General features: G+C 50.5%; 8 protein-coding genes and 4 tRNA genes. 7 read left to right on the top strand and 5 right to left on the bottom strand.

Features of this window, described 5'->3' with window-relative positions:
* Positions 1-15 precede the first annotated feature (15 nt).
* Positions 16-831 (top strand): Cof-type HAD-IIB family hydrolase, encoded by an 816-nt coding sequence (locus tag AACT07_RS17110; protein WP_005339262.1) that lies wholly within the window; start codon positions 16-18, stop codon positions 829-831.
* A gap of 34 nt (positions 832-865) precedes the next feature.
* Here the strand turns inward: AACT07_RS17110 and AACT07_RS17105 are convergent, their stop codons facing one another.
* The 5 genes from AACT07_RS17105 to AACT07_RS17085 all read right to left on the bottom strand — a co-directional run bounded on the left by AACT07_RS17105 (position 866) and on the right by AACT07_RS17085 (position 2,023).
* On the bottom strand, positions 866-1,381 hold the full coding sequence (locus tag AACT07_RS17105) for a ricin-type beta-trefoil lectin domain protein (RefSeq protein ID WP_069529106.1): 516 nt from the start codon (positions 1,379-1,381) through the stop codon (positions 866-868).
* A 179-nt stretch (positions 1,382-1,560) separates the two neighbouring features.
* Positions 1,561-1,637 (bottom strand) — tRNA-Pro (locus AACT07_RS17100).
* A 76-nt stretch (positions 1,638-1,713) separates the two neighbouring features.
* Positions 1,714-1,799 (bottom strand) — tRNA-Leu (locus AACT07_RS17095).
* 20 nt (positions 1,800-1,819) lie between these two features.
* Positions 1,820-1,895: transfer RNA gene (locus tag AACT07_RS17090), tRNA-His, on the bottom strand.
* Positions 1,896-1,946: 51 nt separating this feature from the next.
* A tRNA-Arg gene (locus AACT07_RS17085) sits at positions 1,947-2,023 on the bottom strand.
* A gap of 232 nt (positions 2,024-2,255) precedes the next feature.
* Here AACT07_RS17085 and AACT07_RS17080 point away from each other — a divergent pair.
* The 6 genes from AACT07_RS17080 to AACT07_RS17055 all read left to right on the top strand — a co-directional run bounded on the left by AACT07_RS17080 (position 2,256) and on the right by AACT07_RS17055 (position 15,630).
* Positions 2,256-2,852 (top strand): TetR/AcrR family transcriptional regulator, encoded by a 597-nt coding sequence (locus tag AACT07_RS17080; RefSeq protein ID WP_005339267.1) that lies wholly within the window; start codon positions 2,256-2,258, stop codon positions 2,850-2,852.
* On the top strand, positions 2,849-3,982 hold the full coding sequence (locus AACT07_RS17075) for an efflux RND transporter periplasmic adaptor subunit (protein WP_005355753.1): 1,134 nt from the start codon (positions 2,849-2,851) through the stop codon (positions 3,980-3,982). Before AACT07_RS17080 ends, AACT07_RS17075 begins: the two co-directional genes overlap by 4 nt.
* Positions 3,983-3,997: 15 nt before the next feature.
* Positions 3,998-7,078, top strand: coding sequence for a multidrug efflux RND transporter permease subunit (locus AACT07_RS17070; protein ID WP_005355755.1), 3,081 nt, complete (start codon positions 3,998-4,000; stop codon positions 7,076-7,078).
* 118 nt (positions 7,079-7,196) lie between these two features.
* Positions 7,197-9,164, top strand: coding sequence for an ATP-binding protein (locus AACT07_RS17065; RefSeq protein ID WP_069529104.1), 1,968 nt, complete (start codon positions 7,197-7,199; stop codon positions 9,162-9,164).
* A 76-nt stretch (positions 9,165-9,240) separates the two neighbouring features.
* The gene (gorA, locus tag AACT07_RS17060) at positions 9,241-10,590 is read left to right on the top strand and encodes a glutathione-disulfide reductase (RefSeq protein WP_069529102.1); all 1,350 of its coding nucleotides are present in this window, start codon (positions 9,241-9,243) and stop codon (positions 10,588-10,590) included.
* A gap of 354 nt (positions 10,591-10,944) precedes the next feature.
* On the top strand, positions 10,945-15,630 hold the full coding sequence (locus tag AACT07_RS17055) for an ATP-binding protein (RefSeq protein WP_069529101.1): 4,686 nt from the start codon (positions 10,945-10,947) through the stop codon (positions 15,628-15,630).
* Positions 15,631-15,981: the final 351 nt, after the last annotated feature.

Below are 15,981 nucleotides of genomic sequence, written 5' to 3'. Positions count from 1 at the left end.
AATGCCGAGGTAATGATGTTCAAGGTAGTTGTATCCGATCTCGATGGCACTCTGCTCAACAAGCAGCACCAGATCTCTCCCCGTACCCGGGATACCCTGCACCGTCTGGTAGAACAAGGTGTGAAATTCGTGGTCGCCACCGGCCGTCATCACGTTGACGTACGCAGCTTCCGCGATGCGCTGGGGATGGACATCTACCTCATTACTTCCAATGGCGCCGTGGTCCATGACAAACAGGATCAGCTGATTTTCAACCAGCCGCTGCCGACCGAGATCGCCGCCGAACTGATTGCGCTGGAGCGCGACCCCTCTATCCACCTCAATGTCTATCAGGGTGATGACTGGGTGGTGGAAGAAGAGCTGCCCTGGCTGCTGCAGTTCCACGACGAGTCAGGGTTCACCTACCGCCTGGTCGATGACCTGAAACAGGAACCGAAAGAGCAGATCAACAAGGTGTTCTACATCGGCGACCACGAGAAGCTGCTGAAGATCGAGGCACACCTCAACCAGCGCTATGGCGATCAGCTCAACGTCACCTTCTCATTGCCGGACTGCCTCGAAGTGATGCACGCCGGGGTGCACAAGGGTAATGCGGTGCGTGCCGTGCTGGAGCAGAACGGGTTCGATATGTCCGAGGCGATCGCCTTCGGCGATGGCATGAACGACTTCGAGATGTTGACCATGGTGGGACGCGGCATCGTGATGGGCAACGCCCATGACCGCCTGAAAATGGCACTGCCGGAGTATGAGCAGACCCTCACCTCCGACGAAGATGGCGTCGCCGTCTATCTGGAAAAGCTGTTCGAACTGGAGAGCGTCAGCGCTGCCTGAGCCTCTTCATACCGACATCCGAGTCAGCAAAGCCTCACCATGTGAGGCTTTGTTTTTTCAGGGTCTCCAGCCAGGGATTGGGCCGCTGCCAGCTGAAGCTCTGGTTCGCCCCGCCGTAGCATTCAGCCAGTCGCAGCGGCGTGCCGGGGGTATGGCGTCGTCCGGCCACATCGAGGCAGCGGGAGACCTTGCTGTTGAACAGCCTGTCTTTCTGCCACTCCCACTGCGCCTGACCGTCACAGGGTGCCAGCATCACTTCGCTGTCGTTTTTGGCTTGCAAACAGAGATCCTGCAAGCGCAACTCACCCAGATCCCACTCGAACAGTTGATCGTCTTTTCCGCTGCAAGGTTGTGCCAACACCTTTTTTTGGGACACAGCAACGCAAAAATCACCGCTGGTCAGCAAGGGGGAGAGAGAGCGCTCCTCCTGCGGTTGTGAAGCAATGGAACCCATCATCACATCGGTGGATGGCGGCTTGATGGTACAGCCCCCCAGCAGCAAGGCAGCCAGCAGGGCAGGAGAGCAAGCAAAGGAAATTTTGTTATTCATGGAAAAATGCCTGAAATGGGCCGATGACATCCGCTTGTCAGTGACTCGAGGCTGAAGCATAACCGAAAGGCGGGGCGCGCTGCCCAAATAGAGTGTAAACAGACGTAACAGGGAGAGAGTACTGGCACGGCGGAGGCCAGAAAGCAAAAAACCCCGCCGAAGCGAGGTTTTTCTAAATGTGGTCGGTGATAAAGGATTCGAACCTTTGACCCTCTGGTCCCAAACCAGATGCGCTACCGGACTGCGCTAATCACCGAGGCTATTTCTTTCAAAATAGTTTACTTCAAAAAAACAAAGACGACCTGATGGTCATCCTCGTCATACAGCAAGTATGGTGCGAAGAGAGGGACTCGAACCCTCACACCCGGGGGGCACTAACACCTGAAGCTAGCGCGTCTACCAATTCCGCCACCTTCGCGTACCTGACAAGCTGTAAAATGGGGTGGCTGATGGGGCTCGAACCCACGACAACCGGAATCACAATCCGGGACTCTACCAACTGAGCTACAGCCACCACAGCTGTTTTCGTTCCACAACAACGCCCGTTTAACCGACGCACTTTTGATGGTGCGCCCGACAGGATTCGAACCTGTGACCTCTGCCTCCGGAGGGCAGCGCTCTATCCAGCTGAGCTACGGGCGCTACGCTGTCGAACGGGGCGCATTATTAATGATGGTTGCTGGTTTGTCTACACTTTTCTGTCACCGAAACACTGTTCGTTGTTTTTTCAAGCACATTGCGCACTTTTCTTCCACTATTCCCCAGCTGACAGCCGAAAAGGGGCAGATCGCAGTCGCAAATCGCCTTGCTGCCTTGACTTGATTTGATGCCCATCTAGAATGAATGAACGTTCATTCAATCGAAAGTCACACTGATGATTCTGGATAAAAAAGAGAGCATCTTCAACGCGGCCCATGAGGTGCTGGGTGAACGGGGTTTTCATGGTCTGTCGATTGCGGAAGTCGCCAAGAAGGCCAATGTTGCCACCGGCACCATCTATCGTTACTTCGGCGACAAGGATGATCTGATCCGGCAACTGCACCAGCACACTATCTTGCAGTGTGTGCCCATGGTCATGGCCGATGTAGCAATCGATAAAGTTTCATTTCAACAATTTCGCCAATTATGGCTCAATATTCATGCCATTTTTGTTAACGAACCCAACGCTATCCGGTGCAAATTGCAGTACGAGAGCTCTCCGCTAGGGGCAGAATTGGAGACCAATCCTGTCATTCTGGCTGCCTGGGAGCCTCTGGACCGATTTTTTGAACAGGGCGTTGAACAAGGATTGTTTATTGATTTACCGATACGGGCACTCCAGGTGTTGAGTCTGGACAGTGTCATGCATCTGGCCCTGCAGTGCAGGGTGCACAACATCACGCTGACCGAATCGCAGTTGGAAACCGCGATCCGGGCCAGCTGGAATGCCATTTTATCCCCCAATCTTTCCACCTCAGGAGCCTGTTCATGAAAAAGTGGATGGCCATTATGTTGCTGATAGCGATCGCCTTGTTTGGCAGCGTCATCGGCTTCAATTTGTTCAAACAGAAGATGATTGCCCAATACATGGCCAACCGGCCGGAACCCGAGTTCCCCGTCACCGCCATGGTGACCAAGGCGCAGGATTGGGTACCGACCATCGAAGCGATCGGCTTCATAGAACCGAATCAGGGGGTGACCCTCTCCACCGAACTGGCCGGCACCATTGATGCCATCACCTTCGAGTCGGGCAAACCGGTCAAGGCTGACCAGCTGCTGCTGAGCCTGGACTCCACCGTGGAGCGGGCCAATCTGCGCGCCTCCCAGGCCAAGCTGCCGGCGGCAAAAGCCAAGTTCGATCGTTTCCAGAACCTCTACAAGACCAGCTCCATCTCCAAAGAGCAGCTGGATGAAGCCGAAGCGGCCTATCGCTCGCTGGAAGCGGATATCGAGAGTCTGAAGGCGACCATTGCCCGTCGTGAAGTGCGTGCGCCCTTTAGCGGCGTGGTCGGCCTGCGCAATGTGTTCCTCGGTCAGTATCTGCAGCCGGGCACCGATATCGTGCGCCTGGAGGATACCAGCGTGATGCGCCTGCGCTTCACCGTGCCCCAGACCGATATCTCCAAAATCAAGCTGGGCCAGACCATCAAGATCAATGTGGATGCCTATCCGCAAACCCAGTTTGACGGTCATATCACCGCCATCGAGCCTGCGGTCAACTTCCAGAGCGGCCTGATCCAGGTACAGGCAGACATTCCGAACAACGACGGTCAGCTCCGTTCCGGTATGTTCGCCCGCGCCAGCATAATTCTGCCGACGGTGAAAGATCAGATTGTGATCCCGCAAACCGCTATCTCCTTCACCCTTTACGGTCAGAACGTCTACGTGCTCAAAGAGGGCGAAGAGACCGACAAAGAGGGTAACAAGGTGAAAGTGCTGCGAGCCAAGCAGGTTGTGGTCAAGGCGGGCGAGCGCCGTGGCAACGATGTGCATGTGCTCTCCGGCATCCAGGCCGGTGACCAGATCGTACTGTCGGGTCAGGTTCGCCTGAGCAACGACACCAAGGTGCATGTGGTCGAGAACGATGCCCTGGCCGTTCCGGCACAAACCCCGATGCTGTAAGCGCGGAGATCTGCGATGCGATTTACTGACATATTTATAAAACGGCCTGTGCTGGCGATCTCGCTCAGCTTCCTGATCGCCTTGCTGGGCTTTCAGGCCATCTTCAAGATGCAGGTACGGGAATACCCCGAGGTGACCAACACGGTGATCACCGTCAGCACTGGCTACTATGGCGCCAGTTCTGATCTGATCCAGGGGTTCATCACCCAGCCGTTGGAACAGGCTGTCGCGCAAGCCGACAACATCGACTTCATGACCTCCTCCAGCCAGCTGGGCAGCTCCACCATCACTGCGTACATGAAGCTCAACACCGACCCCAACGCCGCGCTGTCCGACATCCTGGCGAAGGTGAACTCGGTGCGCTCCCAGTTGCCGAAAGAGGCGGAAGACCCGTCGGTCACCTCCTCCACCGGTTCAACCACGGCGGTGCTCTACCTCGGCTTTACCAGCCCGGAGCTCAACTCCAGCCAGATCACCGACTATCTGGAGCGGGTTATCAAGCCGCAGCTCTTTACCGTGGGCGGGGTCTCCAAGGTTGACCTCTACGGCGGTGTCGAGTTTGCCCTGCGGGTATGGCTGGATCCGGCCAAGATGGCGGCCTTCAACCTGACTGCCAGCGACGTGATGACGGTGCTCAACAGCAACAACTATCAGTCCGCGACAGGTCAGGCGACCGGTTACTTCACCCTGTTCAACGGCAACGCCGAGACCCAGGTCAAGGATGTCGACGAGCTGAAGCGTCTGGTCGTTGCGACCCGTGACGGCAAGGTGATCCGCCTTTCCGACATTGCCAAGGTGACCCTCGAGAAGAGCCACGACATCTATCGCGCCAGCGCCAACGGCCGCGAAGCAGTGGTCATGGCGGTCAACGCCGCGCCGACAGCCAACCCCATCAACATCGCCCACGATGTGCTGGCGTTGCTGCCGAGCCTTGAGCGCAATATGCCGAGCACCATGCGTCTCAACGTGATGTATGACTCAACAGTGGCGATCAACGAGTCCATCCACGAGGTTATCAAGACCATCCTGGAGGCAGCCGCCATCGTTCTGGTGGTCATCACCCTGTTCCTCGGTTCGTTCCGCGCGGTCATCATCCCGATCATCACCATTCCGCTCAGTCTTATCGGCGTGGTGATGATGATGGATATGTTCGGCTTCTCGATAAACCTGATGACCCTGCTGGCGATGGTGCTGGCGATCGGTCTGGTGGTGGATGACGCCATCGTGGTGCTGGAGAACGTCGACCGCCATATCAAGGAGGGGGAAGAACCGTTCCGGGCCGCCATTATCGGTACCCGTGAAATTGCGGTGCCGGTTATCGCCATGACGGTTACTCTGGCGGCGGTATACGCCCCTATCGCCCTGATGGGGGGCATCACCGGCTCCCTGTTCAAGGAGTTTGCCCTGACCTTGGCCGGTGCCGTGTTCGTCTCGGGCATCATCGCCCTGACTCTGTCACCGATGATGTGTTCCAAGATGCTCAAGGCCAACGAGCAGCCGGGCAAATTCGAGAGCACAGTCCACCACCTGCTGGAACGGATGACCGATCGCTACGACAGCATGCTGCACGCCGTGATGAAAAAGCGCCCCGTCATCGTGGTGTTCGCCGTCATCGTCTTCGCCAGCCTGCCGCTGCTGTTCAAGTTCATCCCGAGCGAACTGGCACCGTCAGAGGACAAGGGGGTAATGGCCGTGCTGGGTACCGCACCGTCCAACGCCAACCTGGACTACATCGAAAACACCATGGCGGATGTGAACAAGATCCTGGACGACCAGCCCGAGATCGCCTTCTCCCAGGTCTTCTCAGGGGTGTTCAACGCCAACCAGGCGTTCGGTATCGCCTCCATGGTGCCCTGGAGTCAGCGTGAAGCGAGCCAGAAAGAGGTGCTGGACCGGGTCGCCAATCTGGTGAAAGACATCCCGGGTATGGCCATCACCACCTTCCAGTTCCCGGAACTGCCGGGTGCATCGAGTGGTCTGCCGATCCAGTTCGTCATCACCACCCCGAACAGCTTCGAAAGCCTGTTCCTGGTGGCCGGTGAAATTCTGGCAGCGGCGCAGAGTAACGGTCAGTTCGTCTATTCGGATCTCGATCTGAACTACGACTCCGCCACCATGAAGATCCGCATCGACAAGGACAAGGCGGGTGCCTACGGCATCACCATGCAGGATATAGGTATCACCATGGGCACCATGATGGCGGACGGTTACGTCAACCGTATCGACCTGGATGGCCGCTCCTACGAGGTGATCCCGCAGGTCGAGCGCAAGTACCGTCTCAATCCGGAGTCCATCAAGGGCTACTACGTGCGAGCCGCCGACGGCAAGTCGATCCCGCTCGGCAGCCTGATCAGCATTGAAGTGGTTGGTGAGCCCCGCGCCCTGCCCCACTTCAACCAGCTGAACTCCGCTACCATTGGCGCCGTTCCGGCTCCGGGCGTGGCCATGGGTGATGCGATCAACTGGTTCCAGACCACCGCCGACGAGAAGCTGCCGCAAGGCTATCGTTACGACTTCATGGGTGAAGCCCGTCAGTTCGTCACCGAAGGCAATGCGCTCTATGCAACTTTCGCGCTGGCACTGGCCATCATCTTCCTGGTGCTGGCGATCCAGTTCGAGTCGGTGCGTGACCCGCTGGTCATCATGGTCTCTGTACCGCTCGCCATCAGCGGGGCCTTGATTGCCCTTGCATGGGGTATGGCGACCATGAACATCTACTCCCAGGTGGGCCTCATCACCCTGGTGGGTCTGATTACCAAGCACGGTATCCTGATCTGTGAAGTAGCAAAGGAAGAGCAGCTGCTGCGCGGCATGAACCGGATGGAAGCCGTGATGCAAGCCGCCAAGGTGCGTCTGCGTCCGATCCTGATGACCACTGCCGCCATGATTGCCGGTCTGATCCCGCTGCTCTACGCCGCTGGCGCCGGTGCGGCACAGCGTTTCAGTATCGGTATCGTCATCGTGGCCGGTCTCGCCATCGGTACCCTGTTCACCCTGTTCGTGCTGCCGGTGATCTACACCTATCTGGCTTCCGAGCACAAACCCTTGCCGGTATTCGATGAAACCATTCCGCCCAAAGCAAACGGCGGACATTAATCATCAATCACATGCGAAGGCCCCGATACGGGGCCTTTTTTATGCTTCGCAGGAAAGACGACATAAGTGCATGAAGCAGTTAAACTAAAAAACACCACATCCAGACCGCAAGGACGCCATGTCAGGACTCTTCACCAAGACCGCCAGGGCCGTAGGCCGCAACGGACTCTCATATCGCCTGCTCTCCTACATTCTGGTGTGCAGTACCGTATTGGCGATGATCATTACGGCGCTGCAACTCGCCTGGGATTACCGCAAGGATGTCGCCGTCATCGAAGACAGCATCGGCCAGATCGAGGCCTCGTTCCTGCAACCCATCGCCGCCAGCTTGTGGAACCTGGATGAAGAGCAGGTCAAAGTGCAAATTGAAGGGATCATGAACCTGCCCAACATGCAGTTCGTGATGGTCAAGGAGATGCTCGGCAACTCCGAAGTCCCGCTACTGACCCAGGGGGTCGAGCGGGAAAGTTACGATATCTCCCGCGAATTCAACCTCACCTATCAGGGGGAGATTGTCGGCAAGCTGTTCGTTGCCGCCTCTCTCGAGCAGATCTACCAGCGCCTCATCGAAAAATCGGTGCTGATCATGGTCAGCCAGACCATCAAGACCCTGGTAGTCTCATTTTGCATCCTGATCATCATTTACTATCTGGTGGTCAGGCACATCAACCGCATCGCCAACTACGCCCAGAAGTTCAACCTCGATCGGCTCGACATGGAGCTGGAGCTGGAAGGCCGCCCGCAACCACGCAAGAAACCGGACGAACTGGATACCCTGGTCTCCACCCTCAACCAGATGCGCACCCGGCTACGTGACGAGCTGGTCGCTCGTCATCAGGCGGTGGAACAGCTGCAACAGGAGCGGGATTTCTCCGCCACCCTGATCAACTCCGCCAACATGGTCATCTGCTGCATGGAACCGGATTTGACCATCGCCAGCATCAACCCGGCAGCCATCTTGCTGACCGGCTACCACCAGCAGGAGCTGTTGCAACACAACTGGCTGGATCTCTTTGTCAGCCCAGCGCAACGGGAAGAGCTGAACGATATTCTGGCAGCGGAAGGTTCACTAGCCGACAAAGAGGTCATCATGCATGACCAGCAGGCCCATGAGCTGGTACTGCAATGGACCTTCGCCCCCTTCTACGATGGCCCCAACCTCAAGTACCAGATCGGGTTTGGCTACGACATCACCCAGCTGAAAAAGGTCGAGCGGGAGATAATCCAGCTCAACGAACAGCTGGAAGGCAAGGTGGTGGAACGTACCCGCAGCCTGAGCGAAGCCAACAACCAGCTCGGCAAGGCGTACGACGACCTGAAACAGGCCCAGCAAACCCTGGTGGAGTCGGAGAAGATGGCCTCCCTCGGCTCGCTGGTGGCCGGGGTGGCACACGAGATCAACACTCCGATCGGCATCAGCGTGACCGCCTCCTCCTACCTGCAGGAACGGGTCGCCGACTTCAAGTCTCATATCGACTCCAAGCAGCTGTCGCGCTCCTATCTCAACGAGTTTACCGTCAACCTCGACGAGTCGATGCAGCTGCTGCAGAGCAACCTGCGGCGCGCCTCGGAGCTGATTGCCAGCTTCAAGCAGGTGGCTGTCGACCAGTCATCGGAAGCACGCTACAACTTCAGCCTCGCCGACAACCTTCATCAGGTGGTGGTATCTCTCGGTCACAAACTGAAAAAGAGCCAGTGCGAAGTGGATATCCAGTGCGATCCCAAGCTGTCGATCTTCTCCTTCCCGGGCAGCTTTACCCAGATCTACTCGAACCTGATCCTCAACTCTATCAACCACGGGTTCGACAGCTGGGACAAACCGAAGAAGATCACCATCAAGGTGGAACAGCAGGGAGAGGAGCTGTTTATCGACTATTCGGACAACGGCCGCGGCATCCCGCCCGAAATCTTGCCGCGCATCTTCGATCCCTTCGTCACCTCCAAGCGGGGTCAGGGTGGCAGCGGTCTGGGCACCCACATCATCTACAACTTGGTGGTGCAACTGCTGAAAGGCCGTATCAATTGTGCCAGCGAACCAGGCCAGGGCGCCCAGTTCCATATTCGCCTGCCGATCCAACATAACTGAGTGCTGGCTCTTGTGAGCCAGCCGCTTTATCCCCATCATGCTGTGATTGCATTCTTAATGAGCGGAGAACCTCGCAATGGCACAGCATTTTGACTATATCGCCATCGGCGGCGGCAGCGGCGGCATTGCTTCTGCCAACCGGGCTGCCATGTACGGTAAGAAAGTTGCCCTGATTGAAGCCAAAGAGTTGGGTGGAACCTGCGTCAACGTAGGCTGCGTACCGAAGAAGGCCATGTGGTATGCCGGCCAGATCGCCGATGCCCTGAAATATGGTGCCGACTACGGCTTTGACACTACCCTAAACCACTTCAACTGGGCCAAGCTGGTCGAGTCCCGCCAGGCCTACATCGGCCGCATTCACCAGTCCTATCAGAACGTGCTGGGCAAGAACCAGATCACCGTCATCAAGGGCTTCGCCCGCTTCGTCAGCAGCAACACCATCGAGGTCAATGGCGAGCACTACACGGCCGATCACATTCTGATCGCTACCGGTGGCCGCCCGGAAATTCCGGCGATCCCGGGTGCCGAGCTGGGTATCGACTCCGACGGTTTCTTTGACCTGCAAAGCCAACCCAAGCGGGTTGCCGTGGTGGGTGCTGGCTACATCGCAGTCGAGATCGCTGGGGTGATGCAGGCGCTCGGCTCCGAGACCCATCTGGTGGTGCGCAAGCACGCACCGCTGCGCAATTTCGACCCCATGATCCACGAGACACTGGTCGAAATCATGGCGCAGGAAGGGCCCAAGCTGCACACCCACGCCATTCCCAAAGCCGTGCTCAAGAACGCTGACAACAGCCTGACCCTGCAACTGGAAGATGGTCGCCACCTCACCGTCGACTGCCTGATCTGGGCCATCGGCCGGGTACCGGCTACCGACAACCTGAATCTGGCCGCCGCAGGCATAGCGCTGGACGAGAAGGGCTTTATCCCGACCGACAAGTTCCAGAACACTTCCGTCGCCAACATCTATGCGGTAGGTGACAACACGGGTCGCATCCAGCTCACGCCGGTAGCCGTCGCGGCGGGCCGTCGCCTCTCCGAGCGGCTGTTCAACAACAAGCCGAACGAACACCTCAACTACGATCTGGTGCCGACCGTGGTGTTCAGCCACCCGCCCATCGGCACCATCGGCCTGACCGAACCTGAAGCTATCGCCGAATACGGCGAGGGTCAGGTGAAGGTCTACCGCAGCCAGTTCACCGCCATGTACTCGGCACTGACCCAGCATCGCCAGCCCACCCGGATGAAGCTGGTCTGTGTCGGCCCGGAAGAGAAGGTGGTCGGTTTGCACGGCATCGGCTTTGCGATGGACGAGATCCTGCAAGGCTTCGGCGTCGCCATGAAGATGGGTGCCACCAAGGCAGATTTCGACAACTGCGTCGCAATCCACCCCACCAGTGCGGAAGAGTTTGTCACCATGCGCTGAGGCTGAGGGAGTTGGGACATAGAGGTCAAACCGACCACTGCATCCCCACTCCCCATCCGACCTGCACAGAAGAGTTTGTTACTATGAGGGGTTAATGTAGAAAACCCACCTACACACGTTCTTACTCTAGAAAAACTGATAGGCCGGAGCCTCGTTCTCTGGCCTTCATTTATCAACTCATCGATACACAGCCTCTTCTAAAACGTTTATGCCCCATTTCGAGTTAGCAGAGTGACTTGAGGTTGACTCTGACATACTGAGTTGACCGAATTTTAGTAATGATACAAAGTGTCTAAGATTAGTGGCTTAGAGTGACATAAGTTAAGCCAATGCGACTGCTCTTTGGAGATTAACATGGCAATGGAAGCAGGCGGGTATGCCGAGAAATTAGGTAATCGCTACGAAGCAAATTGGGTTGCTTATCAGTTACTGCGCTTGTTGGACGAAAAGATAGCATCTGTAACGATCGAACCATTAGGTAATGATGAAGTTGGTACTGATGTCATAGTTGAAAATTCAGACACAAGCCTTGAACATCATCAATGTAAAGTTGGAGCTGGTGATGCGGAACATTGGAGTGTTGCTCTTCTTTATGAGAAAGGAATACTAAAAAATGCCTTTGAACAAATTGAAAGAGGTAAACGAGAGTTTTATGTAATTTCTCCACTCCCATCAAAGCAGATGTCCGATTTAAAGGATAGTTCCCGAAATAGTCCAGAAGATGTTAATCAATATTACGAGCATCAAATATCAAAAAGCAAAACTCGTAAAAAAGACTTTGACTATATTTGCGACAAGTTAGGATTAAATACTAATAATGAATTGCATTTAGATAGTGCTCGTCAATTCCTAGCCAAGTTTCATGTGTTCGCATATACAATCGACACCCACTCGAATGAACAGCTCAATGATTATGCGAATAAGCTATTCGTAGGAAATTCAGTCAAACTTGTCAGTTTTCTAAAACACTACGCTGATAATGACGACAAATTGAGAACTAAGATAACCGCTCACGACCTTTTTCAAGATCTACAAAAATCAGGCTTTAAAGCTAAAGTACTTGAAGCTGACGATAGAATATCGCCAATAATTAACAATTTAAACACCAACTTTGAACAATCAATAACCCCTTATTTGATTGCAAATACCAATATTCATAGACCTGAACTAGATGAGCTCATTCAATCTACGCAAAGCCACGCAATAACTCTTTTAATGGCTGAGGCTGGAATGGGTAAAAGTGCCCTATTGCTCGAATTAAAGAATGATCTAGAGTTGCAAGGCGCAATTGTTGTACCAATTAGGCTAGACAGATGTAAGGTAGAAACTAGTGCTGATGCTTTTGGCCAAGCATTAGGTTTTTCATATACCCCAACGTACTCTCTAGCAAAATATGCTTTGAATAATAAAATTGTACTAGTGTTAGACCAATTAGATGCTATTAGGTGGACAGCTGCTCACTCAGACAATGCTCTTCATGTGTGTCAAGAGATCGTAAGACAAGTATTAACACTCAGGAATTCTAATGTCGATATTAGTATAGTATTCGCCTCAAGAGATTTTGATATCAGCGAAGATGTTGCTTTAAATGCTTGGTTAAGTTCGATAAATGATGAGTTAAACACAGTAAAACTGTCTAGTCTTTCAGAGGAAACGGTTAAAGAATTAGTTCAACCTTATGAGAAATATGAGACTTTATCAGCAGAGCAACAAGATACACTTAAAATTCCTCTCTGGCTTGGCATATACATATCTATAGCTCTTTCGGAAAAATGTGCCCCTGACTTTACGAACAAGCTTGAACTTGTTAAACGCTATTGGGACAATAGAGTATTAGAAGCAAATAAAATAACAGATCCCAACCAAAACTTGTTGGTGATAAATGAACTTTTACATCAAATGATTAGTAAATCAAAGTTCTCTGTATCAGAAACATCCCTACACAATATATCGCTAACTGCATTGAGCGCATTACTGTCTGTCGGTCTGATTACAAAACAAAACAAGCAAATAAGCTTTAGCCATCAAGCACTTTTCGATTACCAAGTAGGTGTCAGGTTATTTATCGCAGCACAGGATTCATTCGATAAACTTCTAGAAGAGATTGGTGACTTCTCCCAACAAACATTAACAAGAAGAGAGCACTTAAAGTACGCAATGAGCATGTTGCTTACAGAAAGCCAAAAAGATTTTTGCAACATAGTGTCTTCACTACTTCAAAGTAAAAATATAAGGTTTCACTTAAAGTATTTGCTATTTAACTCACTTAAAGAAATTAAAAACTTTAAAGCTCCAGCAAAAAATTTAGTTGATAGTATTGTTAAATCACCTGAACTTTTACCCCACCTATTATCATCAACATGCTACTCAAATCCTGAGTTAGTTCATTATTTGTCAGAACAAGGCGCTCTAAACGCATGGTTGGATAATGCTACAGATGAAGAGCTTGTATCGAAATTACTGCGAATCTTAAGATCTATAGCAGATCAAAAGCCTGACGTTGTGTTGAAAACGGTAGTTCCATACATTGGAATATCCCAAGAATGGAACAATAGAGTTTATGAGTCCTTATGCTGGGATATTGAAAACGATTCTGATGATATGTTTGAGATTCGAAAACAGCTATTAACGGCAGGCGTAAGTGCTCATTTCATTCACTGGAAAACATTAGCTAAGAAAACACCTATACGAACCTTAGATCTTATTGAAATGCTTCTTAAGCATTACAAGGAAGTTTTGGGTACAAAAAAATATATGTCTAGAGATAAGGTCGATGCCATATCTCACCGAGATATATTTACCAAGTCTGACTTAGAAGGTATTGAAAAAATTTCACACCAAATACCTTTTGAAGCATTAAACCGCTTACTTAATATAGTCCATTCTATTGTTCGCGATATTGATGATGAGCAAATACATGAGGCATGGCTGTGCCAAGACAGGCAATCAAACTACGATGCCGTTGAAAGCATTACTCATTGTGTTTTTTCAGTGATAGAGCAAGCCGCAAAACGCCTTAAAGATCAACCAGAAAAGCTCGCTGAAGCGATTGCTACACACCTAAACTCTGCAAGCCCAGTATTGAATCACCTGATAGCAAAAGTTCTAAAATATTACCCCACTAGTGAAGCCGACACTGTTGTTAGTTGGTTGCTCTATACCCCGAAAAAAAGATTGAACTGTGGAAATACCTATATTGAAGCGGAATGGAAACTACCAGGTGAGTTAATTGAGAAATTTTCTCCCCATTGTAGTGAATACTTATTTCTACAGCTAGAAGAAAAAATTTATAACTACACACAAAATAGATCTATTGATGACTATAAATGGCGCCTAGAGTGCAGACGAAAAGGTATTTATTATTCATATTGGGGTGAGCCTCAATACTTCTTATTACCTAAGTTATCGCAATCAAGACGCTCTGAAAAATCAAATCAGTTAATCGGCGTTTTGAATAGGAAATTTATTGAATACACCGAAAGAGACTTTTGTCGTGCTTTCCATTTAAGGCGCTCAGGAGGCATGGTAACTTCACCACTTCCATTAGGTAATGTTTTATCAAACCTTACTTGGACTAAGTTGATTTTAACTCCCAAAGAGAGAACCAATAGGAAAACTTGGCGTCAAGCAGGCAAGCAAGTTGTTCATGAATCAAGCGTAGAACAATTTGCCAGAAGCCTAGAGACAGCCGTAATTAATGAGCCAGAAAGGTTTGCTAGTTTAGCATTAACACTACCTCCCAATATAGATTCAGATTATATTGAGTGGATTTATTATGGCTTATCTAATACAGATAAAAATAGAGTTAGTGAACAATATAGAAGTGGGTGGCAACTTTGTCCTGTAGAACTTATAGAAAAAGTTATAAATCACTTTGGATATGAAGGATATGAATATCAAATAGTTAGAATTTTTGATAGACGAATAGCTGAAGATGGCTGGTCAAACAAAATAATTGATCTATTAGTAAAACTTTCAAAAACAGCTAAAGATCCTGAACCAGAAAAGCTAAATGTAATAGTAAATAACGAACCTAATGTAGTTGAAGATGTTCTTGTTAGAACCTTAGCTTCCAATGCAATAAATTGTTGCAGAGGCATTGCTTTTAGTGCAATTGGTCACTTATATTGGAAAAGTGAAAAGCTGGCAAGTGAATTAATTAACTCTTTGGATGACGTAATTAATGACCCTCATCCAGCAGTAAATTATTCAGCTTCTGAACTTCTATTGCCAATATACAATTACAACCGACAGTTGGCGCACCAAAAATTCTTAGCATTATGTAATAAAGATTTGAGAATGTCCTGTATCAGGGGTAATCATTACTTTTTTAACGATGGCTTCACAGAAGATAGCTCATTTCGCGAACAGTATCTAAATTTGACTTTAAGAATGAAGTGCTCGCCTTTTGATGAAGTGAAGAAAGAAGCAGGTCGTCAAATCGCTGCTCGTTGGTTTTTCTATGAACTATTTAGTGAACAAATTCATACACTTAAAAAGTGGGACACTCAATTAAAAAGTGGTGCAACAAGCGTAATTTCACAATTTTTAACAGAATCTCGTTATAATTCAACAATAAAAAAGTTACTTCCACTGTATGAAGTTTTGTCGAATGATGATGATAAGCTTATATTGGAAAAAATTGGTAGAAGTGTTAGTAACAAAAATTATTGGTCAAGAACTGATACTGCAGCATTCTTCTCAGTGTTAGCAAATGCAAAAGCTGCGTTATATAACCTTTGGCAAATATTCCACTATCTAGATGAAAACAAAGTCAACCTTGTTAGTATCTCTAACGAGTTATTGCAGCTTGTCAAAAACATCGTAAATTCTGATGCTATTGATAAAAACCAGCGAGCTATGAATATTAGGGATTCAGATTTAATCAAAGTTCTCCAGCGATTGTATGAAGAAGCAGGAGATGATGAAAATGATGAGGTTATTAACCAATGCCTAGATATTTGGGACCTTTTGCTAAAAAATCAAGTTTACTCAGCGATTAACGCAACAACTAAACTTAGCACAGGCATGCTTGGCTAAAAACATTTAAATAAATTAGCTCAAAGTATTTAAGTTTCGTCTCGAAATGAGACCAAGCCGGGTTAATAACGAGGATTAGAGTTGGAGCAAGTTAAATCTGCTTTTGATACTTGAAGTTGGAAAAGGCTACTAAATATTACCCTATAAGGCTTTCAATATTTATTTCAGAATCGACTTGTGGGAGTCAGCCAACACTATGCGCCAAGGGCAGATGAAGTTGGCCTGTCTGTACAGATCTAGTTATCACCTGTCACGAGCAGCCGGTTTTTTTCATATCAGCCCTTCGCCAGCCCGACAAACCTGCTCTTTTTACGCCGATTTTACGCCCGCCCCATGCCGCTTTATGGCGCC

The organism is Aeromonas sp. ANP5 (genome assembly GCF_963870295.1).
In the GTDB taxonomy this organism is placed as follows: domain Bacteria; phylum Pseudomonadota; class Gammaproteobacteria; order Enterobacterales; family Aeromonadaceae; genus Aeromonas; species Aeromonas veronii.
This window is presented reverse-complemented; position numbering and strand designations above follow the sequence as displayed.